Origin of the sequence: Streptomyces sp. NPDC051776 (genome assembly GCF_040681345.1) — a bacterium.
In the GTDB taxonomy this organism is placed as follows: Bacteria; Actinomycetota; Actinomycetes; order Streptomycetales; family Streptomycetaceae; genus Streptomyces.
Genome location: NZ_JBFAYQ010000001.1, coordinates 292,042 through 316,305, shown reverse-complemented (window position 1 = coordinate 316,305; position 24,264 = coordinate 292,042). Strand labels below are relative to the sequence as shown.

Annotated in this window: 19 protein-coding genes and 1 pseudogene; 6 read left to right on the top strand and 14 right to left on the bottom strand. The window is 71.9% G+C overall.

What is annotated here, in order from left to right:
- Nucleotides 1-109: 109 nt before the first annotated feature.
- Nucleotides 110-1,783: a sodium:solute symporter family protein gene (locus tag AB0M26_RS01390; RefSeq protein WP_365252602.1), complete on the top strand. Its 1,674-nt coding sequence runs from the start codon at nt 110-112 to the stop codon at nt 1,781-1,783.
- Nucleotides 1,784-1,814: 31 nt separating this feature from the next.
- A pseudogene (locus tag AB0M26_RS01385) lies at nt 1,815-2,078 on the top strand (hypothetical protein); the annotation flags it as partial.
- A gap of 324 nt (nt 2,079-2,402) precedes the next feature.
- Here the strand turns inward: AB0M26_RS01385 and AB0M26_RS01380 are convergent.
- Nucleotides 2,403-3,140, bottom strand: coding sequence for a LuxR C-terminal-related transcriptional regulator (locus tag AB0M26_RS01380; protein WP_365252599.1), 738 nt, complete (start codon nt 3,138-3,140; stop codon nt 2,403-2,405).
- 319 nt (nt 3,141-3,459) lie between these two features.
- Nucleotides 3,460-4,929, bottom strand: coding sequence for a PQQ-binding-like beta-propeller repeat protein (locus tag AB0M26_RS01375; protein WP_365252596.1), 1,470 nt, complete (start codon nt 4,927-4,929; stop codon nt 3,460-3,462).
- Between the two features lie 42 nt (nt 4,930-4,971).
- Between AB0M26_RS01375 and AB0M26_RS01370 the strand changes: the two genes are divergently transcribed.
- A complete protein-coding gene (locus AB0M26_RS01370) occupies nt 4,972-5,328 on the top strand; it encodes a hypothetical protein (RefSeq protein ID WP_365252593.1) in 357 nt (118 codons plus the stop codon).
- 335 nt (nt 5,329-5,663) lie between these two features.
- Here the strand turns inward: AB0M26_RS01370 and AB0M26_RS01365 are convergent, their stop codons facing one another.
- The 8 genes from AB0M26_RS01365 to rsmI all read right to left on the bottom strand — a co-directional run bounded on the left by AB0M26_RS01365 (nt 5,664) and on the right by rsmI (nt 16,034).
- A complete protein-coding gene (locus AB0M26_RS01365; RefSeq protein ID WP_365252590.1) occupies nt 5,664-7,493 on the bottom strand; it encodes an ABC-F family ATP-binding cassette domain-containing protein in 1,830 nt (609 codons plus the stop codon).
- A gap of 134 nt (nt 7,494-7,627) precedes the next feature.
- Complete coding sequence (locus AB0M26_RS01360; RefSeq protein WP_365252588.1) at nt 7,628-9,046, bottom strand: acyltransferase; 1,419 nt, start codon at nt 9,044-9,046, stop codon at nt 7,628-7,630.
- A 573-nt stretch (nt 9,047-9,619) separates the two neighbouring features.
- Nucleotides 9,620-10,657 carry a 4-(cytidine 5'-diphospho)-2-C-methyl-D-erythritol kinase gene (locus AB0M26_RS01355; protein WP_365252585.1) on the bottom strand — a complete coding sequence of 346 codons (1,038 nt, stop codon included), beginning with the start codon at nt 10,655-10,657 and terminating at the stop codon, nt 9,620-9,622.
- Nucleotides 10,654-11,535: a 16S rRNA (adenine(1518)-N(6)/adenine(1519)-N(6))-dimethyltransferase RsmA gene (gene rsmA, locus AB0M26_RS01350; protein ID WP_365252582.1), complete on the bottom strand. Its 882-nt coding sequence runs from the start codon at nt 11,533-11,535 to the stop codon at nt 10,654-10,656. Before rsmA ends, AB0M26_RS01355 begins: the two co-directional genes overlap by 4 nt.
- Entirely contained in the window at nt 11,532-12,977 is a 1,446-nt protein-coding gene (locus tag AB0M26_RS01345; protein WP_365252579.1) for a ubiquitin-like domain-containing protein, read from the bottom strand. Before AB0M26_RS01345 ends, rsmA begins: the two co-directional genes overlap by 4 nt.
- A gap of 189 nt (nt 12,978-13,166) precedes the next feature.
- A complete protein-coding gene (locus AB0M26_RS01340; RefSeq protein ID WP_365252576.1) occupies nt 13,167-14,135 on the bottom strand; it encodes a TatD family hydrolase in 969 nt (322 codons plus the stop codon).
- Between the two features lie 134 nt (nt 14,136-14,269).
- Nucleotides 14,270-14,767: a hypothetical protein gene (locus tag AB0M26_RS01335; RefSeq protein WP_365252573.1), complete on the bottom strand. Its 498-nt coding sequence runs from the start codon at nt 14,765-14,767 to the stop codon at nt 14,270-14,272.
- 415 nt (nt 14,768-15,182) lie between these two features.
- Nucleotides 15,183-16,034, bottom strand: a complete 852-nt coding sequence (rsmI, locus tag AB0M26_RS01330) for a 16S rRNA (cytidine(1402)-2'-O)-methyltransferase (protein ID WP_365252570.1) — start codon at nt 16,032-16,034, stop codon at nt 15,183-15,185.
- 189 nt (nt 16,035-16,223) lie between these two features.
- Between rsmI and AB0M26_RS01325 the strand changes: the two genes are divergently transcribed.
- A complete protein-coding gene (locus AB0M26_RS01325; protein ID WP_365253007.1) occupies nt 16,224-17,948 on the top strand; it encodes a phospholipid carrier-dependent glycosyltransferase in 1,725 nt (574 codons plus the stop codon).
- A gap of 208 nt (nt 17,949-18,156) precedes the next feature.
- Here the strand turns inward: AB0M26_RS01325 and AB0M26_RS01320 are convergent, their stop codons facing one another.
- Entirely contained in the window at nt 18,157-18,735 is a 579-nt protein-coding gene (locus AB0M26_RS01320) for a hypothetical protein (RefSeq protein ID WP_365252567.1), read from the bottom strand.
- A gap of 223 nt (nt 18,736-18,958) precedes the next feature.
- Here AB0M26_RS01320 and AB0M26_RS01315 point away from each other — a divergent pair, with 223 nt between their 5' ends.
- Entirely contained in the window at nt 18,959-19,372 is a 414-nt protein-coding gene (locus AB0M26_RS01315; RefSeq protein WP_365252561.1) for a hypothetical protein, read from the top strand.
- 184 nt (nt 19,373-19,556) lie between these two features.
- On the top strand, nt 19,557-20,456 hold the full coding sequence (locus AB0M26_RS01310; protein ID WP_365253004.1) for an FkbM family methyltransferase: 900 nt from the start codon (nt 19,557-19,559) through the stop codon (nt 20,454-20,456).
- Nucleotides 20,457-20,674: 218 nt separating this feature from the next.
- Here AB0M26_RS01310 and AB0M26_RS01305 read toward each other — a convergent pair whose 3' ends face one another.
- From AB0M26_RS01305 to AB0M26_RS01295, 3 genes are all read right to left on the bottom strand, one after another.
- Nucleotides 20,675-22,159 (bottom strand): FG-GAP-like repeat-containing protein, encoded by a 1,485-nt coding sequence (locus AB0M26_RS01305; protein ID WP_365252558.1) that lies wholly within the window; start codon nt 22,157-22,159, stop codon nt 20,675-20,677.
- A gap of 278 nt (nt 22,160-22,437) precedes the next feature.
- Nucleotides 22,438-23,223 (bottom strand): glycosyltransferase, encoded by a 786-nt coding sequence (locus AB0M26_RS01300; RefSeq protein WP_365252555.1) that lies wholly within the window; start codon nt 23,221-23,223, stop codon nt 22,438-22,440.
- Nucleotides 23,220-24,008 carry a GntR family transcriptional regulator gene (locus AB0M26_RS01295; protein ID WP_365252552.1) on the bottom strand — a complete coding sequence of 263 codons (789 nt, stop codon included), beginning with the start codon at nt 24,006-24,008 and terminating at the stop codon, nt 23,220-23,222. Before AB0M26_RS01295 ends, AB0M26_RS01300 begins: the two co-directional genes overlap by 4 nt.
- Nucleotides 24,009-24,264: the final 256 nt, after the last annotated feature.

Below are 24,264 nucleotides of genomic sequence, written 5' to 3'. Positions count from 1 at the left end.
CGTGCCGCCTCCTGGACAACTGCCCATAAAAGGAACAAGTTCGGGGGCGTTACGTCGGTATTGCGGCGCCTGCCGCGAAATGCGCCCCCGGACCCGGAGAGAGTGATCCATGCACGAGCTGGCAGCAGAACGACTCCGACTCCCCACCAACGCACTCGATTACGCGATTCTGATCCTCTACTTCGCCGTCGTGCTCGGCGTCGGGCTCGCGGCCCGCCGCAGCGTCAGAACCAGCCTCGACTTCTTCCTCTCCGGACGGTCGCTCCCCGCCTGGATCACCGGCCTGGCGTTCATCGCCGCAAACCTGGGTGCCCTGGAGATCCTGGGCATGGCCGCGAACGGCGCGCAGTACGGCGTCTATACCGTGCACTGGTACTGGGTGGGGGCCATCCCGGCCATGGTCTTCCTCGGCCTGGTGATGATGCCCTTCTATTACGGCTCCAAGGTTCGGTCCGTCCCCGAATTCCTGCTGCACCGCTACGGGCCGCCCTCGCACCTGCTCAGCTCGATCATCTTCTCCGTGGCGTCGATCCTCATCGCGGGCGTCAACCTCTACGCGATGGCGATCGTGATCGAGGCGCTGATCGGCTGGCCGCAGTGGGTGGCCATCGTCGTCTCCGGGCTCTTCGTCCTCGTCTACATCACCCTGGGCGGTCTCTCCTCGGCGATCTACAACGAGGTGCTGCAGTTCTTCGTCATCCTCGCCGCGCTCATCCCGCTCACCATCGTCGGCCTCGCACGCGTCGGAGGCTTCGGCGGGCTCAAGGACTCACTGATCGACTCGCACGGCGACGACTTCGTCTCCGCATGGGACGGTACGGGCATCGGCTCGCCCAACCCGCTCGGCGCCAACTGGCTCACCATCGTGCTCGGTCTCGGCTTCTGCCTGAGCTTCGGCTACTGGACGACCAACTTCGCCGAGGTGCAGCGCGCGCTGTCCGCCAAGAACCTCTCCGCCGCGCAGCGCACCCCGCTCATCGCCGCCTTCCCCAAGATCTTCATCCCGCTCATCGTCGTGGTCCCCGGCCTGGTCGCGCTGGTGATGGAGCCGTCCATCGGGAAGGAGGGCAGCGGCCTGGAGTACAACGACGCAGTGCCGGTGCTCATGCGCGACCTGCTGCCGAACGGCGTGCTGGGCGTCGCCATCACCGGCCTGCTGGCGGCGTTCATGGCGGGCATGGCGGCGAACGTCTCGGCCTTCAACACGGTGTTCACCAACGACATCTGGTCCGCGTACCTCAGAAGGGGCCGAGAGGACAGGCACTATCTGCTGGTGGGCCGCATCGTGACGGCGATCGGGGTGCTCGGCGGCATGGGGACCGCGTTCATCGCCTCTACGTTCAGCAACATCATGAACTATCTGCAGACGCTGTTCTCCTTCTTCAACGTCCCCCTGTTCTGCGTCTTCATCATCGGCATGTTCTGGAGGCGGGCCACGTCCGCGGCCGGTTTCTGGGGACTCCTCACCGGCACCGTCGCCGCGATGATCAATTACTTCTGGTTCTACAAGGAGGACGTCATCTCCATCCCCAGCGACCAGGGCGCCAACTTCGTCTCCGCGATCGTGGCGTTCGTGGTGGGCGGCGTGGTGATGGTCGCGGTCTCCTTCTTCACCAGGCCGAAGCCCCTGGAGTCGCTGGCGGGTCTGGTGTACGGCACCACCTCGCCCGGCATGGCAGAGCCGCCCGCCCTGGGCGACGAGGCGTGGTACCGCAAGCCGGCCCTGCTCGGCTGGGGAGCGATCATCCTGGCAGCCGCGTGCTACATCCCGTTCTCCCTGTGAACGCCCGTCCCCGACCCGACCGGAGAGCAGCATGAGCGACGAGTACAGGTACCAGCGAGAGGTCGAGGAACTCGAGGAGCGGTCCACGACGGCGGCCCGGCTCTTCGACGTCCGGCGCGTCATCGGCGGGCTGTTCGTGATCTACGGGATCACGGTCACGATCGCCGGGATCACCGCCTCCGAAGCGGACATCGACAAGGCACAGGACATCAACATCAACCTCTGGACCGGGCTGGCCATGCTCGTGCTCGGCCTGCTCTTCCTGCTGTGGCTGAGGCTCCGGCCCGTGCCACCGGTGCAGGCGGCTCCGGAGGCCGACGTGCCACCGCCCGGCGGCGCGGAGCCGGGCGGTACGCAACCACCGGGCGGCCCCGGCACGGGCGGTCCCGGCACGGGCGGTCCCGGCACGGGCGGCTCCGGCGCGGGCGGTCCCGGCGCGGGCGGTCCCGGCGCGGGCGGTCCCGGCACGGGCGGCTCCGGCCACGCGGGACAGCGGCCGCGGCGCTGACGCGTATCGGCGGCGGACCGTTCGGTCACGAGCGCCGTAAGGTCGCAGGCGCCACAAAGCCACGGCGCCGCACGGCCACGAGCGCCGCACGGCCACAGGCGACCGTAACGGTCATCCGCCGCCCAACTCGCCTGCCCCGCGCCCCGTACGGGCCCCCGGCACCTCGGGTAGCGCGGGCGGGCACGCCGTGTGCGCCCGGTCCAGCAGTCCGGTGCGGGCCGCCAGCGCCGCCGCCTCCAGCCGCGACCCCACGCCCAGCTTCATCAGCACACGCTGCACATGCGTGCGCGCCGTGCTCGGCGCGATGCACATCCCGGCGGCGATCAGCCGTGTGTCCTCGCCCTCCGCGACCCGTACGAGCACTTCGGCCTCACGCGGGGTCAGCATCTGGAGCAGGCGGGCGGCCTCGTCGTCGGGCTGGGCGGCCGGATTGAGCAGTTCGGCGAACGCGCCCTGGAGCAGCTGGGGGGCGACGGCCGCGTCCCCTGCCCTGGCCTTCATCATGGCCCGTTCGACACCTTCGATGCGCTCGTCGTGGCGCACGTACCCCGACGCTCCGGCGGCGAAGGCCGCGGCGATCCCGCGGGGGCTGGGCACCGGTCCGAGCACGACCACGGCCACCTGTGGCCGCTCGCGCTTGATGCGCACCACGGGGTCGAACGCCCCGGACTGTGCGGGTGCCGCCGTGCCCAGGAGGCACACCTCGGGCGCCCGGCCGATGACGAGTTCTGCGGCCCCGGAGCACGGCGCCGTCGCGGCGAGGACGCGGTGCCCGCGCAGCTTCAGCGCGGAGGCGAGCGCCTCGGCGAGAAGACGGTGGTCGTCGACGACCATCAGCCGTACGCCCATCGGCCTCCCCAATCCCCCGATGCCCCGGGCCTCGTGTTCACCGGAAGCTACACGCTCGCTCCGCGTCGTGTGCCCGATACCGGCGAGGAGCCTCGACGTAGGCGGAAATTCCCCGCCATTCGCGCCCAGTTCAGGCACGAGGCCCTGCACGCGGGGGTGCGCGCAGGGCCTCTGCGGTCGCGGCGGAGCCAGGTGCGCCCGCTCGCCGCGCCGCGCAAGCGGGCGGGCCCGGGCAAGTGTGCGCGGGCGGGCCCGGGCAAGTGTGCGCGGGCGGGCCCGAGCACCTGTGCACGGGCGGGCGCGGCCGGGCGCCGAGGCGCTACTCGGCGCCGAAGACGATCGCCAGGTACTCCTTCTCGCCCGCCAGCGGCGCGCGGTCGGTGACGTAGTGCTGACCCATGTACAGCTTGCCGCCCCTGTACACCACGTCCATGTTGAACTCGGGACGGAAGGAGCTCTCCGTGCGCGCGGTGGAATTGTCGTTCTTCATCAGCACGCTCTCCTTCAGCGACGTCCCGTCGATGCTGACGATCTGCCCGCCCTTGTCGTAAGTCGGGTACTTGTACGCGATGATGTCGCCGCCCTCCATGCGGAGCGGCACCATCACGCGCTGTTCCCCCGCATCGGCCTTGCCCTTGGACTTTCCGCCGTCGAGGCTGAAGGCGACGATCTCGTTGGTCCGCCCGTACTCGGCCTGGCCCTGGTGCTCCTTGGTGGGCAGGTAGAGCGTGTCCTTGGTGACGGCGAGCAGCTTGCAGTCCTCGACATCGGTCGAACCGCACTCGGGGGTGTACTGCCCCTGCTGTGTCGCGATCTTGCCGCGCAGCTTGCCCGCCTTCCTGCTGTCGTCGACCGCGAGGAAGTCCGAGACGCCGCTTCCGGTGTCGTCACTGGCGTCGATGGCGATGACCAGGGGGTCGGTCGAGGCGATGTGCACGTACTCGATGCCGCCGGGGACCTTGAACACGGACTTCGGGGCGCCACTGGCCGGGTTGAGCGTCTGGACCTCGAGCGTCGGCTTGGAGTAGTCGCCGCAGCGGCGTACGGCCACCAGCTTGCTGCCGCCGGCGTAACCGTCGTCCTGGCACTCGTCGTTGGCCGACGGCTTCCAGAGCTGCTTGCCGCCGTCGAGCTTCCAGGCGGCGCCGCCGCCTGTGCCGCCCGCGGCGACGGTGCCCCCGCCGACGGTCACCTCGTCGAAGCGGACCTTGTCGTCGCCGTCGGAGACGTTCTTCTGCCAGAGCTTCTTGCCGGAGTTGATGTCGATTGCCGCCACTTCGGTGCAGCCCTGGTGCGGCTTGTCCTTGGTGGCCTTGGCTCCCTGGAAGAGGACCGCGGTCCTGCCGTCCTCGGTCGTCCGGCGCGAGGCCCAGCAGATCGAGCCATCGAGCGGGATCTCCCACTTCTTCTTGCCGCCGGTCACGTCGTATCCGACGATCTTGTCGACGTCGCCCTTGGCGAAGACGCTGTCCGTCACCCACAAGCCCTCGGCCGTCACCTGGTCGCTGACTTCGGGCCGCGGGATCTTCGTGATCAGCTCGGCGTCGATGGTCCCGCCCTTGGGGCCGCCGTCCGATCCGCCGCTGCTCCCGCCCGAACCGCTGCCGCCCGAGGAGTTCTTGGCCTCGTCCTTCTTGCCGTCGTCGTCACCGCTGGTGGCGAACCACACGCCGCCGACGATCAGCAGCAGGGCCGCGACGGCCGCGCCCACGATGAGCGCCACGCGCTGCTTGGACTGGCCGCCCCCGGGAGGGGTGGCGCCCGGGTACGGGCCCTGCGGCGGATACATGCCGTACTGCTGCTGTCCGAACTGCTGCGGTCCGTACGGACCTTGACCGTACGGCTGCTGGCCGTACGGTTGCCCGTACTGCTGCGGCTGCCCGGCCTGCGGCTGACCCGGGTAGCCGTACGACGGCTGAGGGCTTTGCGGCGGCTGCCCGGTGGCCGGCGGAGTCTGCGGCTGCCCGGTGGCCGGCGGAGTCTGCGGCTGCCCGGTGGCGGGCGGGGTTTGCGGCGGCCGGCCTGGTGGCGGAGGCGCCTGCGGTGGCTGGCCGGGGGGCGGAGGTGTCTGCGGATAGCCGTACGAGGGCTGGCCCTGCGGCGGCTGCTGCGGGTATCCGTAGGCAGGGTCCTGCGGCGCACCGAACCCACCCTGCGGCGGCTGGTTCGGCGGCTGGGGCGGCTGTGACATCAGCGGTCCTCTTCGCGCGGGGTGCATGTCCCGACCGGCCTCCCCCGCGCTCCCGGGGGGCGTCGAAATCCCGCCGGGATGGAGCGAATCGGGCATGCTCTCCCGCAAGGCAACGGCACTCGAGCGGGAGTTCTTTGTATCACCCGGCACTGTCACGCCGAGCGACGAGTACCGGGTCCATCGGACAGTCGAGACCGGTCCGTGACGGCTCCGTTGCACAGCCCGGCCCAAGCCGTGAGCGGGACCTCGGCACGCGCCCCCAACAACCCCCCGGGCACCAGGAGTTGGGCCCGGTGCGTGCCCAACGGATTTGCGGGCCGCCGGAACTCGGCTCAGACCTCGTCCGCCAGCTCCAGCCAGCGCATCTCCAGCTCCTCCCGCTCCGCCGACAGCTCCCGCAGCTCCGCGTCCAGCTTCGCCACCCGCTCGAAATCGGTGGCGTCCTCGGCGATCCGGTCGTGCAGGGTCGCCTCCTGGCCCCCGATACGATCCAGCCGGCGCTCGATGCGCTGGAGTTCCTTCCTGGCGGCCCGCTGGTCTGCCGCCGACTTCTGCAGCCCCTGCGGCTTCTGCTGCTGCTTCTTCTCGGGCGCCGCTTCCGCGAGGACCCTGGCCGCGGACTCCTCCTCCATGCGGTGGCGCCGCTCCAGATACTCATCCACACCGCGGGGCAGCATCCGCAGCCGAGCGTCGCCGAGCAGCGCGAACACCCGGTCCGTGGTGCGCTCGATGAAGTACCGGTCGTGACTGATGACGAGCAGCGAACCCGGCCAGCCGTCGAGGATGTCCTCGAGCTGGGTGAGGGTCTCGATGTCGAGGTCGTTCGTCGGCTCGTCGAGGAAGAGGACGTTGGGCTCGTCCATCAGCAGGCGCAGGATCTGCAGTCGCCGCCGCTCGCCGCCGGAGAGGTCGCCGACCGGCGTCCACTGCTTCTCCTTGCCGAAGCCGAACTTCTCGCAGAGCTGGGAGGCGGTCATCTCCCGGCCCTTGCCGAGGTCGACCCGCTGCCGGACGTCCTCCACGGCCTCCAGCACCCGCCGCTCCGGCGGCAGTTCGGCCACCTCCTGCGACAGACAGGCCAGCCGTACGGTCCTGCCCACGACGACCCGGCCGGCCGCGGGCTGGGCCTCACCCTCCGTGCACGCCGCCTCCGCCATCGCCCGCAACAGCGACGTCTTGCCCGCACCGTTCACGCCGACGAGGCCGATGCGGTCGCCGGGGCCGAGCTGCCATGTCAGGTGCCGCAGCAGCACCTTGGGACCGGCCTGGACCGTCACGTCCTCCAGGTCGAAGACGGTCTTGCCGAGCCGGGTGCCCGCGAAGCGCATCAACTCCGCGCTGTCCCGCGGCGGCGGCACGTCCGCGATCAGCTCGTTGGCCGCCTCGATACGGAACCGGGGCTTGCTCGTACGGGCCGGGGCGCCGCGCCGCAGCCAGGCCAGCTCCTTGCGCACCAGGTTCTGCCGCTTGGCCTCCTCGGAGGCGGCGATGCGCTCCCGCTCGGCGCGTGCGAAGACGTAGTCGGAGTAGCCGCCCTCGTATTCGTGGACGGTGCCGCGCTGCACGTCCCACATGCGGGTGCAGACCTGGTCGAGGAACCAGCGGTCGTGGGTGACGACCACCAGCGCCGAGCGCCGCGCCCGCAGGTGGGAGGCCAGCCAGGCGATGCCTTCGACGTCGAGGTGGTTGGTGGGCTCGTCGAGCACGATCACGTCCTGCTCCGCGATCAGCAGCCGGGCGAGTGCGATACGGCGGCGCTCGCCGCCGGACAGCGGGCCGATGACCGTGTCCAGGCCGTCGGTGAAGCCGGGCAGGTCGAGGCCGCCGAAGAGCCCGGTGAGGATGTCGCGGATCCGTGCGTCGCCCGCCCACTCGTGGTCGGCGAGGTCCCCGATCACCTCATGGCGGATGGTGGCGGCGGGGTCGAGCGAGTCGTGCTGGGTGAGGACGCCCAGCCGCAGCCCTCCGGAGTGCGTGACCCGGCCGGTGTCGGGAGTCTCCAGTTTGGCCAGGACGCGGATGAGGGTCGTCTTGCCGTCGCCGTTGCGACCGACGACGCCGATCCGGTCGCCCTCGTTGACGCCGAGCGAGACACCGTCGAGGAGGGCCCGGGTGCCGTACACCTTGCCCACGGCCTCGGCATTGACCAGATTGACGGCCATTTCACTCCTGCTCCTGCGCCCGCTGCCGGCGCTGCGGCTGATCGGCCTTCCAGGGTAGTCGCCGAGTCGGACGAAGCCCCGGTCCCCCCTGCCGGGCGATCACGGTGGGCGCCGGCCAGGACCGGTACCGGGTGTCAGTGCCCCGGCGCCCGGCGGCCGGCGGTCTCCACGAGAAGCCAGCCGAGCACGGCCATCGCGACCGCCGCGGGGGCCGTGATGTGTATGGCGACCAGCAGCGCCGTACGGCCGTCCAGCAGCCCGCCGAAGCCGACCATGGACAGGCCGAGAACACCGAAGAGGCAGAGCGTGACACCGACCGCGGCTGCCGGGCCCGTCGCGCGCCGGGTCACCGCGCCGGCGGTGCGCGGGCCGCTCGTGACGGGTGCGGTCCGCGGCCTTGGGGCGGCGGCCCGTTCGAAGCGGCGGAACGCAACGACCAGCAGCGCAGTGAGCGCGGCAGCGGCGGCGGTACGGACCGGGGCCTGCGCCCACCAAGCGGACGTCGCGGGCGCCGGGAGGGGCCCGTCGAGCGCGAACAGCAGCCCGTAGACACCGAGCATGGCGGTGAGGTGCCAGAGGAACGCGGTCATCGCCACACCGTTCGCGGCGACCACACCGCGCCAGACGCGCGGCCGCGCGAGAAGGCGGGCGCCGGGTGCGCGGAGCATCTCGACCGCTCCGGTCAGCCACAGGGCGTGGCAGAGCAGGGCGAGCGTGGGCGGCGCCATGTTGCTGACTTCCTCCCCGGGCATGCCCACCATGCTGAGCGGGTACGGGCCGAGGGCCACCAGCGCCGCCGCGCCCGCGAGGCCGCCCATCGCGAGGACCGCGGGCACCCGCAGCCCCGCCGCGGAGAGCCGGCCGTCGGCGCGGAGGAAGCCGAGCTGGTGGACGGCGAGCCAGACGAACGCGAAGTTGAGGAACTCCACGTACGGCACACCGAGTCCGAACCGCATCAGGTCCACGACCGCGGCCATCCCTGCGAGGGCGCCGAACGCGCTCCAGCCGTACCGCTCGTGGAGGCGCAGCAGGGGCGGGGTGAACGCCACCATGGCGAGGTAGATCCCGATGAACCACAGCGGCTGTGCGACGAGCCGCGCGGCGACGTCGGTCAGCGGGCCGTCCCCGCCGAGGAGTTGTACGGCGAGCGCGCCTGCCGCCCATACGGCGATGAAGACCATGGTGGGGCGCAGCAGCCGCTGCAGGCGGGCGCGGAGGAAGGCGGGGTAGAGCGCGGTACGCCCGGCCGCTCCTCCGTCCCCGGCCCCGCTTCCCGCGCGCTTGCGCAGGGAACGGTAGGACAGCGCGTGCGAGAAGCCGCCCACGAAGAAGAACACCGGCATGACCTGGAGCAGCCAGGTGACCGGCTGAAGCCGGGGCTCGGCGGCGAGCAGATTGCCCACCTGCGCGCAGCCGTCACCGTCCGCGGTGACGGCGGCCATCAGCCAGTGCCCGAGTACGACGGTGCCGAGGGAGGCCACCCGCAGAAGGTCGATGTACCGGTCACGGTGCGCGGGGGTGGCGGCGGCGAGTCGACTGACGCTGGTCTTCATGCGGCCAACCTGCCGGGGATCGGCGCGATGCGGCCATGGCGCCCGGTACTCATTTCTCCCCGGGCGGGCATGGGTACGCGTACCCAGTCCGTGGAGACGGTGGACCGCCGCCTCGGGGCCCGGAGCGGCCGAGGGACTCGCGTCACGAGCCGAGTCGGATTCCGCCCGGCGCCGCCATCCGGACGGACCGCCGCTACGACGCCCCGATACGGGATCCCGCACCGGCACCGGCCCTCTCCGCGGGTCATCTCCCGCTCGCCCGCGCCGGATCGAGCGGGCGGCGAGAGCGCGCCGCCGGCACGGCAGTGGAATTCGGCGACGCGGCGGCATTCGGCGCCACGGGCACGCCCTGTGGCCAACGGTGCCGCGGGCACGCCCCGTGGCCAACGGTGCCGCGGGCACGCCCCGTGGCGAACCGTGCCGCCGCCGCTCACGACAGGCCCGCAACCGCCCATGACCGCTGGGCCGTTGGTCGGCTCGCCCGCCCCATCGCGGGCCCTCGTCGCACGACGGCCCCGCACCCCGGAGCGCCGACCGGCCGTCGGCCCCGCACCCCGGAGCGCCGACCGGCCGTCACACCATCGTTGCCCCGGGCGCCGGGCTCGCGGCCGGGATCGCGTTGCGGCACGTGCCCGAGGCGCGGAGCGCCTCCGACAGGGCCTTCGCCGCCGCGGCGTCCCTGGCCAGGAACGCGCACGTCGGGCCGGAGCCCGAGACGACCGACGCCAGCGCGCCCGCTTTCGCCCCGGCCTCCAGCGTCTCCGCGAGTGCAGGCCGCAGCGAAATCGCCGCCGCCTGCAGGTCGTTGCTCGATCCTCCTCCGGACGCCGTCCGGGTGGAGGCCCGTTCGGCGAAGCCGGGGCGCATGCCCCCGGCCATCATCGCGGACGCCAGCGCCACGACGTCACCCTCGGCGAGGGCGTCCAGCAGCGCCGGTGACGGCTCCGGGTCCGGTACGTGCTCGACGCTCGCACCGCCCGTGCCCCCCGCGCCCGACCGCTCCGCATGTGCGCCCGACCGCTCCGCGTACGCAGCCTCCCGCAGCCGGTCGCACTCCCGGTACACCGCCGGCGTCGACAGTCCGCCGTCCGCCACCGCGAAAACCCAGTGGAAGGTCCCGCCGACGTCCAGCGGGGTGAGCCGTTCGCCGCGCCCGCGACCCAGCGCCGCCCCGCCCAGCAGGCTGAACGGCACGTCGCTGCCCAACTCGGCGCAGATGGCAAGGAGTTCCTCACGTGAGGCGCCCGTCCCCCACAGCGCGTCGCAGGCCACAAGCGCGCCCGCGCCGTCCGCGCTGCCGCCCGCCATGCCACCCGCGACGGGGATGGCCTTGGTGATGTGGAGGTGGACGTCGGGGGCGATCCCGTAACGAGCGCCCAGGAGTTCGGCGGCGCGCGCGGCCAGGTTCGTACGGTCGGCCGGGACCCGGTCCGCGTCCGGGCCCTCGACCGTGATCCGCAGGGTGTCGGACGGCGTCGCGGTGACGCGGTCGTGAAGGCCGACGGCCAGGAACACATTGGCGAGGTCGTGGAAGCCGTCGGGCCGCAATCCGCCCACGGCGAGTTGGACGTTGACCTTGGCGGGGACACTGACGGTGACGGAGCGCGTCACAACGCGGCTCCCTTCTTCTCCGCGATGCGGGCGAACTCCTCGACGGTGAGCGACTCCCCGCGCGCCTGCGGCGAGACCCCTGCGGCCACCAGCGCGGCCTCGGCCTTCGCCGCCGAGCCCGCCCATCCGGCGAGCGCCGCGCGCAGGGTCTTGCGCCGCTGGGCGAAGGCGGCGTCGACGACGGCGAACACCTCGTTCCGCGAGGCGGTGGTCTTCAGCGGCTCCGGGCGGCGCACGAGGGAGACGAGCCCGGAGTCGACGTTGGGCGCGGGCCAGAAGACGTTGCGTCCGATGGCCCCGGCGCGCTTCACCTCCGCGTACCACGCGGCCTTGACCGACGGCACGCCGTACACCTTGGAACCGGGTGCCGCCGCGAGCCGGTCGGCCACCTCCGCCTGGACCATGACGAGGGTCCGCTCGATGGTCGGGAAGGTCGCCAGCATGTGCAGCAGGACGGGGACGGCCACGTTGTACGGCAGGTTGGCCACGAGCGCGGTCGGCACGGGCCCGGGCAGCGCGGTGACGTGCAGCGCATCGGAGTGCAGCAGGGCGAAGCGGTCGGCGCGCTCCGGCAGCCGGGCCGCGACCGTGGCGGGCAGTGCGGCGGCGAGCACGTCGTCGATCTCGACGGCCGTCACATGGTCGGCGGCCTCCAGAAGGGCCAGGGTCAGCGACCCGAGCCCGGGCCCGACCTCGATGACCACGTCGTCCGGCCGTACGTCCGCGGTGCGCACGATGCGGCGCACGGTGTTGGCGTCGATGACGAAGTTCTGGCCGCGCTGCTTGGTCGGGCGTACCCCGAGGGCGGCGGCCAGTTCGCGGATGTCGGTGGGGCCCAGAAGGGGACCGTGCTCGTGGTGGAGGGGGCTGGTGCTCACTGGTGAAGCTTACGGCCGCAGTGCGGCCACGGACTGGCCCCCTTCTGCACGTACAGCTTCTTGGCCCGGTAGGTCTGCTCGGTGGCCGGTGCGTCCTGCGGGCGGCCGCGGCCGCCGAGCCGCTGCCAGGTGTCGGTGTCGAACTGGTACAGCCCCCCGTACGTGCCCGATGCGTCCACCGCGTTCGGCCGTCCGCCCGACTCGCAGTGCGCCATAGCCGACCAGTTCAATCCATCCGCGCCGCGGACCGAGCGCGGAAGCGGCTTGGTGCCCACGTGGATCACTTGGGTGCGCGGCCGCCGCACCACCTCGGACCGCAGTCTGCGCGGCTTCTGCTCGACGCCGTTGACCGTGCGCATCGCGTAGGTGACGCGCCGGGCGCCCTGCCGCCCCTGCTGGACGACGACCTCGTTGCCCTGCGAGAGGGACGCATCGAGGTAGCTGACCGTGCGGAACCGAATCGGCTCCTCCCGCACCTCTTTGGTGCCGGTGATCCGCAGGACCGAGATCGTCTGGCCGTCGTACGGGAAGCTGTGCGGCGCGACGGACGTGGTGTCCTGGCCGCGCAGCACGATGCCCGCCTGCTCGACGGCCTCCCGGACGGTGGCGGCGTTCGTACGGATCCTGTGCGCGCGCCCGTCGGCGAGGAGGGTCACCGTGCGCTCCGTCCACACCTTCAGGTCGAGGCCTCGGCGGGCGATCGAGGAGCTGCGGGAGGCCGAGAGGTCGGCACCCTCGGCGCGCACGCCGATCTGGTGCAGCGCGCTCTCGACGGTGCCGGCGGTGGTCCACACTCGGCGGTCGGTGCCGTCGAGGGTGAGGGCGACGGGGCGCCCGTAGCGGACGACGACCTCGTCGCCGGTGGCAAGGGCCTCTTCCGGCGCGGGAGAGACAAGGTCGTGCGGACCGACCTCCACGCCCTCGTCCTCCAGCAGTTCCTGGACGTCGCCCGCGAAGGTGTGGAGGGTGCGGTCGGTGCCGTCGACGGTCAGGCGGACGGACTTGTCCTGGGCGACGAAGGCGGCGGTGCCACCCGCGAGGAAGGCCACGACGAGCGCCTGCGGGACGAGACGGCGCAGCGCATCGGGCCGTTCGGCTGCCCGGCGGTGCTGGGCGGCGCGGCGTGCGGCCGCCCGGCCGCCACCGGAGGGGACGGGGGCTGTGGCCGGGGCGGCGAGCGGATACTGGCGCGGCACCCGGCCTGGTTCGTACGTGCGGTTGAGCCCCGGTGATTCCCCCGTCTCGTACGAGCTGGCGTACCCCGGTGCTTCCCCCGTCTCGTAGGGGCGGTTGAACCGGGGCGACTCCCCCGCCTCGTAGGGGCGGTTGAACCGCGGCGTCTCCCGCATCTCGTACGGGCGGTCGAACTCCCGCACATCCTCGGCGCGGCTTCGCCGGGCGGTGCCGCGGACGGCGCGGTGGCTGCCCTGGGACCTGCTCACGACGCTCCCTCCCCCAGTTGCCCGCTGGGTCGGCGCATCCGCAGCGGTGGCTGAGGAAGTGCACCCGGTTCCGGTGATCGGGCCCGGGACTGTACCGAAGGGACCGTCACTCTCCAAAATGGAGCGACCGCGCACAGTGACACAACGGTTGTGGGCGACCCCGGGTTTCACCCGCGGGGGCCGGGGCGGTCAGTAGCCGAACGCGCGTGCCGTATTGGCCGCGACCGCCTCTGCGAGCGTGTCCTCGCCGACGCCCTTCACCTCGGCCATGGCGCGCAGGGTGTACGGGATCAGATACGGGGCGTTGGGCCGTCCGCGGTAGGGCGCGGGCGTGAGGAAGGGCGCGTCCGTCTCCACCAGGACCAGGTCGAGCGGGGCGGCGGCGAGCGCGTCGCGCAGCGTCCGGGCGTTCTTGAAGGTGATGTTTCCGGCGAAGGACATCAGATAGCCGCGCTCGGCGCAGGTCTTGGCCATCTCGGCGTCGCCCGAGTAGCAGTGGAAGACGACGGTTTCGGGCGCGCCCTCCTCCTCCAGGACGCGGAGCACATCGGCGTGCGCGTCCCGGTCGTGGATGACGAGGGCCTTGCCGTGACGCTTGGCGATCTCGATGTGGCGGCGGAAGGACAGCTCTTGGGCGGCGACGCCGTCGGGCCCGGTGCGGAAGTAGTCCAGACCGGTCTCGCCGACGCCCTTCACCTGGGGCAGCGCGGCGAGGGAGTCGATCTCGGCGAGCGCGGCGTCGAGGGCGTCCTGCCCGCCGGGTTCGCGCGCCCCCCGGCGGGACCGTCCTCCCCCAGCCCCGGGGGGCTGGGAGGCGCCCCCAGGGTCGCCGAGGACGATGCGGGGCGCCTCGTTGGGGTGCAGCGCCACGGTGGCGTGGACGGTCTCGTACGCGGCGGCCGTCTCCGCCGCCCAACGGGACCCGGCCACGTCGCAGCCGACCTGGACCAGCGTCGTGACGCCGACGGACATGGCTGCGGCGACGGCTTCCTCGACGGTGGGCTCCTGCATGTCGAGGTGGGTGTGGGAGTCGGCCACCGGGATCCGCAGGGGCTCGGGCAGCGGCGGGGGCGAGGCGGACCTGCCGTCCCTGCCGCTCCCGGCGTTCCCGCCCGGGGTCTCACCCTTGCCGCTGCCGTTCTGCGCCGTTGCCGCCATGGCGGCGATCCTATGCGGGCGGTCGGTGCGTCCCGGACCCGCCCGCAGGGCTGAGGGTCATGAGCCCGGGGTGCTCACGCACGGCGGGCTCACCTCTCACGACGCCGTGCGATGCGCACAACGCCCCGCGATGCTCACGACGCCTTGCGATGGAAGCGGTGGAACAGATCGGAGAGATGACGCCGGCGGCCGTTCCCGGCCTCGCCCCCGCCTCCCGCGCCGGCGGGCCCCTCCCCGCCCGTCGTCTCCCCGCTGCGGGTCGTGACGGGCGGCTCCATCGGCGCGCCGGCGGCCGGCGCCTTCGAGCCGAGCAGCGGCCCGGCGATGCCCTGCTCGGCCAGCCCCGCCGCTGCCAGCGGGATCTGGCCGGACCGCATGATGCGCACCACGTGTCCGTCGCAGTTCCGGCAGGTGGGGCGGGTCAGCGGAGACGGCACGCGGCGGCCGTTCGCGTGGTAGGTGACGTGGGCGCGCCCCTGGGCGTCCACGTGGTGATGGATCTCGTACTCCTGCTCCCAACCGTGGCCGCACCGCATACAGGCGAAGGAGTACGCCTCGCGCGCGTGGGGCTCGCCGGATGTGCTGCGGGCTGTCGGGAAGACACCGTTCGAGGTGTCCGCGATATCACTCATGCCAGCTCCTCTTGTCCCTTGGACAAGCCCTCCGGGACCGGAACGTCCCAGGTTCAGTGGACGCCCATATCCGCGGGAACGCAGCAGCCCCTGCCACCTATTGGCCCAGATTTGGGGAGTTGGTTGTGGAGAAACCCTTCTGCAGGGGCCTGAGCTTTGCCTTCTCAGATTATCCCTTTACCTTGCGCCGGGCCCCTGAGGTCCGGCAACGCTCCGCCGGGCCCCGTCGGCAGCCGCCCACATCCCGTACGCGCGCCCGTGCTCCCCGTCCGCGCGACCGCGCCGGAGCCGCGCACCCGCCGCCGGCGAGCCGTGCGCACCCGCGCCCGTCCGACCGCGTCCGCCGCACGCGCCCCGACGAGCCCGCTGCGCGCCGCAGCGCCGCCCGCGGCACACAAGCCCCGGCGGCACCCCGTCACGCCTTCTTCGCCGCCACCACCGCGTCGAAGACCTGTCGCTTCGGCAGCCCCGCATCGGCGGCCACGGCCGCGATCGCCTCCTTGCGGTGCTCTCCCGCTTCCTCCCGTACCGCCACGCGCCTGGCCAGTTCCGCGGGGTCCAGCTCCTCGGGCTCCGGCGCCGGCGCGCCCTCCACGACGACCGTGATCTCACCGCGTACACCCTCGGCCGCCCACGCGGCCAGATCCTTCAGTGGCCCGCGCCTGACCTCCTCGTACGTCTTGGTCAGCTCGCGGCACACGGCGGCGCGGCGCCCGGCGCCGAACACCTCGGCCATCGCGGCGAGGGTGTCGTCGAGCCGGTGCGGCGCCTCGAAGTAGACGAGCGTGCGGCGCTCGCCCGCGACCTCGCGGAGGCGGCTCGTCCGCTCCCCCGACTTGCGCGGCAGGAAGCCCTCGAAGCAGAAGCGGTCGACCGGCAGCCCGGACAGGGCGAGGGCGGTGAGGACCGCGGAGGGCCCCGGTACGGCGGTGACCGTGATGTCGCGGTCGACGGCGGCGGCCACCAGCCGGTAGCCGGGATCGGACACGGACGGCATCCCGGCGTCGGTGACCAGTAGCACCCGGGCCCCGCCCTCCAGCGCCTCGACCAGTTCCGGCGTCCGCGCGGACTCGTTGCCCTCGAAGTACGAGACGACACGGCCTTTGGGCTGCACACCGAGCGCCTGCGCGAGGCGGCGCAGCCGCCGCGTGTCCTCGGCCGCCACCACATCGGCGGTCTCCAGCTCGGCGGCGAGCCGGGGCGGGGCGTCCGCGACGTCGCCGATGGGGGTCCCTGCGAGTACGAGCGTTCCAGTCACGCCTGCCATCCTCCCAGGCCCCGGCTCCGGGACGGGCGGCCGGCGCCTTCTGGGCGGCGCACCCGGCCGCCCGCGCCCGTACCGGGTCAACCCGTGCGAGGGGTGCCCGCACCCGCCGCGGGGCGGGAGGCACACGCGCCCGGCCGGGTTCCCTACGATGGCGCGGTGACCAGTGACACCGCGACAGGAGCACGACCCGTGGCCGGCGAACAGCACGGCGGCGAGGCGGCGGAACGCGCAGCCGCACCGACCGCATGGCAGCTGCGGCTTCGCCGCTTCGGGCACGTGGACCGGCCGCGGACGCCGCTGCGGGAGAGGCTCGTGCCCCCCTATCCGGCCCCCGCCACCCGGCCCTGGGCCATGCTCGGCCTCGGCCCGCGCGCCGCGGACCGGCTGGCCCGATGGTCCGCCTGGGGCGGTCCCGTGCTCGTCGCCGTCGTCGCGGGCCTGCTCCGGTTCTGGCACCTCGGCAGCCCCCGGGCGGTGATATTCGACGAGACGTACTACGCGAAGGACGCCTGGTCGCTGCTCCGGTACGGATACGAGGGGACCTGGCCGAAGAATGCCAACGATCTGATCCTGGGCGACCCCCAGAAGATCCCGCTCAGCCCCGAGCACAGCTATGTCGTCCACCCGCCCGTCGGGAAGTGGACGATCGCGCTCGGCGAGCAGCTCTTCGGTCTCACCCCCTTCGGGTGGCGCTTCATTGCGGCGGTGCTCGGCACGCTCTCCGTGCTGATGCTCTGCCGGATCGGTCGGCGGCTGCTCCGCTCCACCGCGCTGGGCTGCCTGGCCGGTGCCCTGCTGGCGGTCGACGGCCTGCACTTCGTGATGAGCCGCACGGCGCTGCTCGATCTGGTGCTCATGTTCTGGGTGCTGGCCGCCTTCGGCTGCCTGCTCGTCGACCGGGACAGGACACGGGCGAAACTGGCCGCCGCCCTGCCGAAGGACGCGAGCGACACCGATGTGCTCCCCGACCCCGACGTCGGGGACCGGCTGCGGCTGGGGCTGCGTCCGTGGCGGCTGGCCGCGGGCCTCTGCCTGGGCCTGGCGATCGCCACGAAGTGGAACGGCCTCTACATCCTGGCGGCGTTCGGCATCCTCACCGTCCTGTGGGACGCCGCCGCACGCCGTACGGCCGGGGCCCGGCGCCCGCACCGCGCGATGCTGAAGCGGGACGCCCTGCCCGCCTTCCTGTCGACGCTGCCGGTCGCCATCGCGACGTACATCGCCTCCTGGACCGGCTGGTTCGCCACCCGGGGCGGCTACTTCCGCGACTGGGCGTCGACCCCGCCCCACCAGGGCGGCCTCTGGAGCTGGCTGCCCGGCGGACTGCGCAGCCTGTGGCACTACCAGGCCGAGGTCTACGACTTCCACGTCAAGCTGACCTCGCCGCACACCTACCAGTCCAACCCCTGGAGCTGGCTGGTCCTCGGCCGCCCTGTTTCGTACTTCTACGAGTCCCCGCGCGCGGGTCAGGACGGCTGCCCGGTGGACACGGCCGACAAGTGCGCCCGTGAGGTCCTGGCGATCGGCACTCCGCTGCTGTGGTGGGCGGCGTGCTTCGCGGTGCTGTACGTGCTCTACCGCTGGGCGTTTCGCAGGGACTGGCGCGCGGGGGCGATCCTCTGCGGCATCGCGGCGGGCTGGCTGCCCTGGTTCATGTACCAGGAGCGCACGATCTTCCTCTTCTACGCCGTGGTGTTCGTGCCGTTCCTGTGCCTGGCCCTGGCGATGATGCTGGGTGCGATGCTCGGGCCACGGGGATCGAGCGAACGCCGCCGGGCCATGGGCGCGGTCGGCGCCGGGGTTCTGGTCCTGCTCATCGTCTGGAACTTCATCTACTTCTGGCCGATCTACACGGGCCAGGCGATCCCGCTCGATTCGTGGCGGGATCGCATGTGGCTCGACACCTGGGTCTAGCAGCAACGACGGCGGGCGCGGCACCGGTTGGTGCCGTGCCCGCCGTGCCCGTTGCCGGTCGTTGTCGTTCGCTGCCAGGTGTCGTGGGCCTCCCCAGGACGGCCCACGGACGGCCCACGGACGGCCCAGCCGGGGTGCTGCCGACCACAGCGACCGTCGGCAAGTCCTCTACAAGGTCGCTGCCTACTGCCGACCACACCGACCCGGGTCATTGGGGCTGGGCGGCGTCATTCGCTGTGCCGCTCCCCGCGGGAGGCAGGAGCAGATCGCGCTCCGGGTGCTTCTCCCCCTTGACGCTGCCCTGAACGCCCAGATCCACCCGGGCGGCCTCGTGGAAATCGTTGATCTCGCGGAACACGGCACGGTTGCGCTCACGCCACTTCTCCAGCGTCCCGTCGACCTTGCGCGTGGCCTGCCAGTCGACCTCGATCGCCGCAGCGTTCAGCTCATGGGCGGCCTCGATGACGTCGTCCCCGCCGAGCAGCATGATGCGCTCGAAGGCGCGCCCACGATGCCTGGCGGCCTCGGCGAGCTCGGCCGTCATTTCCTGTTCGCCCGTGTCGCTCCGGCGCAGGCCCTCCACGTGTTCGTAGAGCTGCACGGCCAGGAAGATCGAGGCCCGTACCGCGTCCACGTAGCCCTCGTAGGCGGCGAGCTTCCTGTCGTCCCATCGCGTCAGGAGCTCGTAGCGGTTCCGGTTCTGCTCCATCGCGTAGTTCGTGAGATGGGTGGTCAACGCACCCAGCAGCACCGCTGCAATCGTGACGAACTGCTCAAGGGCCCCCACCTATTTCCCCCAGACGCGGCAGTCTTGCAGATGTCCGAAGATCTTAGGAGGCGCGGCCCGGGCACGGTGGACGTACTGCCACAACTCCGTTGAACGTATAGATAACTGATGGGTCGTCAGATACCTTTGCCCTTCCCAACCGGACACCGCCTCACGAAGGGTCAGCGTGATGGAGACGCCTCCCCAGAGCCCGGAACCGTCAGGCACCCCACGGTGGGTGGCGATGTTCTACAGGCCCTCGTCGAAGTCCTGGCACGTAGCGGCGGAGTCCGCTCACCGATCCCCCGTCCAGTACGCGCTGGGCGAGATGTCCCGGACCACGCGGGCCCGCGGGGAGAAGGCGGCCACCGAACTCTGGGGCCCCGAGAACGGTTCCTGGAAGCGCTTCGCCGCCTCGGCCCCCGAACCGCCCAAGACAGCGCCCGAGCCGGAGCCAGACAAGCCGCGCGGCCACGCCAGGCACGTGGAACGGATGGCGGACCGCCGCCAACAGGCCCTGATGGCCGGCCTCAGCAAGGCGGGCATCTACGATCTGGCCCCGGAGGACACGGCAGCCATTCAGGCCCTGGTCGACACGCTGGACGAGGCCTCGGTACGCAGAGTCGCTCACTGGCTCGCCGCCGCCGGCAATACGTAGGGGCCACGCGCTCCCCGTCCCGAGCGCAACCCCGCCGCCCTCCCCGCAACCCGGCCGAAGCCAGTACCGGCGGCCTCATCCCCCCGGCCCGGCGCGCCCTCCACGCACCGGCTGTAATGTCGACGCGTACTGGATCACGTCGGCCTGCAGGGAGGGGATCGTGGCGTCCAGGACGGCGGAGGTCATGGTCACGCTGTGCCGTTCCTACGTGCGGGGCTGCCGGTGGCACGTGGGGAAGCGGTTCCTGGTGAGCCGGGGTCTGAACGCGGTGCTGCGTGATCGGCCCCGGCGTCGCGCCGTTCCTGCTCGGTTCGGCGCCACGTTCGCCGTCGACACCCGAGACCTCATCCAGCGGTACCTGTACCTCTTCGGGGTGTGGGAGCCGCACATGACGCACTGGCTTCGGCATCGTCTCCGCCCCGGTGACACGTTCGTCGATGTCGGGGCGAACATCGGGTACTTCAGCCTGCTGGCCTCGACCCTCGTGGGAGACGGCGGCCGTGTCGTGGCCATCGAGGCATCGCCGTCCTTCCACGACCGGCTTCTCGTGAACGCACGGCTCAACGCCCGCGCCAACATCCGCACCGTCAACACCGCTGTGTCGGACCGGCAGCAGCCGCTCACGTTCGTCCTCGCGAGCTCCACGAACATGGGGGCCAACAGCGTCGTGCCGTACGAGGGGCCGGCCGAGTCCACCTTCGAGATCGAGGCCCGTACGCTTCCGGACCTCCTCACCGCCGCAGAGATCGCCGACGCACGAGTGATCAAGGTTGATGTGGAGGGCGCGGAGGGCGGCGTCGTCCGCGGTCTGGAGCCCATGCTCGATCGCCTCCGTCCCGACGCGGAGATCACGGTCGAGGTCACCCCGGACCGCATGGCTCAACTGGGCGACTCCGTCGACGAGCTGATGGAGACCATGCGTGCGCACGGTTTCCACGCCTACCGCCTCGCCAACGACTACAGCCCGGAGAGCTACGTCGCCGCCCAGCTCCGCCCTCCCCTGGTGCCGGTCCGTCTGCGAGGGCCGGTCACCGAGGAGAGCGACCTCATCTTCTCCAGGGTCGACGCAGAGACCCTGCCCTGAAGAGGTTCGGCTCCCGGAGTCGAGAGCCGGGCCCGCGGCGGTCGGCCGCCGCTGCAATCGATACCGGTGTGTGCTCGCACGGCTGATCCCGTGTCACTGCACACACCGGATATCAACCGTCGCACGTCCGGCTCGCCGGCCCGCCCGCCGCAGCGGCTCGCCCCGCACGCGTACGCGCTGGAGGCCTGGCGTGCCCGGCCCGTTGGGCGGGCGGCCGGTCAGCGCAGGGCGGCACCGAAGTGGGCGTCCGCGTAGGGCGCGGAGACGGTCTTGGGGCCGAAGGCGTAGGCGGACGTGGCGGTGAGACCCGTCTTCGTACCGCGCAGGACCCAGGCCGCGCCGTTCTCGCCGTTCTCGGGCGGGGAGCCTGCGGCGAGGTCGGCATGGCCGTTGCCGTCCACGTCGAGGAGTGCCGTGCTCTCGCCGAACCGGTCGTTCTTCTCCGCCACTCCGGGCACACCGGAGGTGTTCTGGTGGAAGGTCTGCGCTCCGGTACCGGTGACACCGGAGGCGCTGCCCCGGAGCAGCGCGATCGAACCGGCGTCGGACGTGCTGCCGACGTCCTCCCCCGGAATGCCGAGCGCGATGTCGGCACAGCCGTCGCCCGTGACGTCGCCGACGGAGACCGAGGCGCCGAGTTGGTCCCCGTCCTCCTCGGCTCCGGGGAAACCGGCCAGGTCCTGGTCGAAGGTCTGCACGTTCTCGTCGGACAGGCCGGAGGACGAGCCCCACGCGACCCGCACCTTGTCGTTCCAGCCGTCGGTGCCCACCACCACGTCGTCGAACCCGTCGCCGTTCACATCGCCCACGCCGGTGCCGGTGTCCTCGCCCGCGGTGTCTCCGGGCGCCCGGTCCTCGGTGAAGCCCGAACCGCCGCCGTAGAGCACGCGATTGCCCCAGGTACCGTCGCCCGTGTACGCCCACTGGACGATGTCGTCCTTGCCGTCGCCGTTGATGTCGCCGACGTGGCCGGACTTGACAGGACCGGTGATCGAATCGGGACCGTCCTCGCAGCCGCCGCCGGTGGCGCAGGACGCGTCGTCCTCCTCCCAGCCCCACCACTCGGACTTGTCCAGGATGTTGAGGACCGCGGCCGGCTTCCCGGCACGGGATACGGGGCCCTTCCACAGGGTGGCGGGGGCGCCCTCGGGGTCGTCGCCGCCGACGGACTGCTCGGAGAACAGGGCGAGGTCCGGGGTGTGGTCGCCGTCGAAGTCACCGATCTGCGGCACGGCACCGTACTTGGCGATGTTCGTGCCACCGGTGAGGCCGGAGGCGGAGCCCCACAGGATGACGGAGCCCGCTTCGGCGCCGGCGATCACGAGGTCGCTGTAACCGTCGCCGTCCAGGTCGCCCTTGGTGAAGCTCGCGCCGAATTGCTGGTCGGCGGTGGCGGAGCCGGGGATGCCGCTGGTGGAGCGGCTGATGATCTTCTTGCGGGAGGCGGAGAGCCCGTCGGCCGAGCCGTACATGACGGCCACGTAACCCGCCCTGCTCTTGCCCGAGACCTTGGCGTCCGGTGCGCCGACGACCAGGTCCGCGTAACCGTCGCCATTGAAGTCGTCCTGGGCGTCCGCCGACCCGGTGGCGGCCTGGGCACCCCCGCTGAGGGCCCAGACACCGGCTCCTCCGGCGAGCAGCGCCGCCGCTGCGAGAGACGCGGTCAGCCGCGCGGAACGAGTTCTGCGTCGTGCTCGGGACATGCGTGAGGCCCTTCGAATCGTCCGGTGCGGCGCGGAGTGCACCGCGTTCGTGAAGTGCGACTCGAAAGGGGCGTTACCAGTTGTACGTCCGGATGTGAGGGATTGGTGACCATGGACCGGCCGCGCCCACCGCAAGGCGCCCCCAGCGCGATCGCCGCCGGTACGCAACGGAAGACGGAAAACCTGAGCCACAACTGAGCCACAACTCCGGATCGACGGCCGTCGGCCCGCTTTCGACAGCTTTCGACGCTGTCGGCGGCTTCTGCGCAACAGGGTGATCAGCGGGAGCCGACGCCCCCGCCGTCGCCGGACCGCCACACGAGGCCTGCGGCAGCCCGCGCCCTCGCCTCCACGACAGCCATGCGGGCATCCCGCTCCCCGGCGTCCGTGTGGCTGGCCTGACTTGTGGCCTGGCCCGGCCACTTGCGGTACAGGAGCCCGTACTCGCGGGTGAACCAGCCCCGGCCGACGGCGTTCAGCGCCAGCAGCAGGCCCGTGTCCTCCGAGGCCGGCAGTGCCATCCAGCCGCCCAGCGCGAGCAGCAGGTCGCGGCGGACGATGAGCGTGGCCGGGTGGACCTGCGCCCGGAATCCATGGGCCCGCCAGTGCTCCAGCACGGCCCCGCGCTCGATGGGCCCGCCCTCCGGGTCCTGGTCGAAGCCGGCCGTGGAGCCGTCGGGAAGCAGGTCGAGAACCCGTGAGGTCGCCCAGGCGATATCGCCGTCCGCCTCGAGGACGGCCAGGTCGCGGGCCAGGGCGCCGGACATCAACTGGTCGTCGGCGTCCAGGACTTTCACGTACCGGCCGTCCGCGTGGGCAAGAGCCATCGTGCGCGCGACGCCCGGGCCTCCGGGGCGCCCCTGGCGGAAAGTCACTCGGGGATCGTCCGGGACGTGGGGAGCGACCTCGCCGGTCGTACCGTCCTCCTGAATGACCCAGTGCCACTCCCACCCCTCCGGCAGCTGCTGCTCGCGCAGCGACGCGTACGCCTCCGGCAGGAAGCGGGCGGACGGCGCGTGGACCGGGGTGACGACGCTGATGCGACGACGGGACACGGGATTCACCACCTTTCCAGGTGCGTGGTGAAGTGCATCTCCGTACGGTCGCCCGGGAGGAGGACATCGGAGATTTCCACGGCGCGGTCATCCGTGTCGTACATGGTCTTCCTCAGCTCGATCACGGCCGTTCCCGGTGGCAGTCCCAGCTCTTCGGCCTCGTCCGGCGTCGGCGGCCGCGCCGTGATGCGCTCCTCGACGCGGTCCAGTTCGATGCCGACCGTGTAGAGCTGGTTCTGCGTGCCTCCCGGCCACGGCTCGTTCCTCTCGTCCAGGAGTTCGGGGTTCGCCGCCACCATGGCGCGCACGAGGTACGACGTCACCATGCTGAACGGCGCGCTCTCGGCGCGGTAGCGGGTGCGGAAGGTGCGCTCCAGCAGCGTGGTGCCCTCCGGCACGTCGAAGGCGCGCGCGATCTCCGGGCCCGCCGGGATGTCGCGGTACACGGCGTTGAACACGAGGTCGTCGAGCTCGAGGCCGGTGTCGTGCTCCGTGGAACCGGTTTTCGCCCGCTGCTCCAGGGGCTGTCGCGCGCGGTCCTTCTCCCACTGGTGACGCTGGTTGGCGCGCCGTACGGGTGTGCGCGGGCGGCGGACGAAGTTCCCCCGGCCGTGCTGCTTCTCGATGAGACCTTCGGCCTGCAGCAGGCGCAGTGCGTCACGGACCGTCGGCACGCTCCTGCGGTACCGCTCGGCGAGCTTCGTCTCGGGAGGCAACCGGTCACCAGGCCCCAGCCGTCCGGCGCGGATCGACTCCCGCAGGTCGCCCGCGATCCGCTCGTACGCTTTCGCCACCGCGCCCTCCCACCGCCCCCGGAGTCCTGTCGACCCGACGACGGCAGCATAACGAGTCCTTAAGAGGTCTTGACGAGTGGGGTGCGCCTCGGCACTCCTGCACGTCCGTGCCACCAGGGGCACGGGTGTGGACGCGATTCCGCCGACGCACCGGATGTCGACCGGCACCACAAGGCCTTCATCCGGAATTGCCCCCTTTTGCACAGGCCGGACGATCCCCTGGACAGGCCGGGCCCCCATCGAGTCGTGGCGGGAC

What these genes read in the sequence shown, in the direction of transcription:
- AB0M26_RS01390 (WP_365252602.1), top strand. Translation starts at nt 110, where the DNA reads ATGCACGAGCTGGCAGCAGAACGACTCCGACTCCCCACCAACGCACTC.
- AB0M26_RS01380 (WP_365252599.1), bottom strand. Translation starts at nt 3,140, where the DNA reads ATGGGCGTACGGCTGATGGTCGTCGACGACCACCGTCTTCTCGCCGAG.
- AB0M26_RS01375 (WP_365252596.1), bottom strand. Translation starts at nt 4,929, where the DNA reads ATGTATCCGCCGCAGGGCCCGTACCCGGGCGCCACCCCTCCCGGGGGC.
- AB0M26_RS01365 (WP_365252590.1), bottom strand. Translation starts at nt 7,493, where the DNA reads ATGGCCGTCAATCTGGTCAATGCCGAGGCCGTGGGCAAGGTGTACGGC.
- AB0M26_RS01360 (WP_365252588.1), bottom strand. Translation starts at nt 9,046, where the DNA reads ATGAAGACCAGCGTCAGTCGACTCGCCGCCGCCACCCCCGCGCACCGT.
- AB0M26_RS01340 (WP_365252576.1), bottom strand. Translation starts at nt 14,135, where the DNA reads ATGGCGGCAACGGCGCAGAACGGCAGCGGCAAGGGTGAGACCCCGGGC.
- AB0M26_RS01335 (WP_365252573.1), bottom strand. Translation starts at nt 14,767, where the DNA reads ATGAGTGATATCGCGGACACCTCGAACGGTGTCTTCCCGACAGCCCGC.
- rsmI (WP_365252570.1), bottom strand. Translation starts at nt 16,034, where the DNA reads ATGGCAGGCGTGACTGGAACGCTCGTACTCGCAGGGACCCCCATCGGC.
- AB0M26_RS01315 (WP_365252561.1), top strand. Translation starts at nt 18,959, where the DNA reads ATGTTCTACAGGCCCTCGTCGAAGTCCTGGCACGTAGCGGCGGAGTCC.
- AB0M26_RS01310 (WP_365253004.1), top strand. Translation starts at nt 19,557, where the DNA reads ATGGTCACGCTGTGCCGTTCCTACGTGCGGGGCTGCCGGTGGCACGTG.
- AB0M26_RS01305 (WP_365252558.1), bottom strand. Translation starts at nt 22,159, where the DNA reads ATGTCCCGAGCACGACGCAGAACTCGTTCCGCGCGGCTGACCGCGTCT.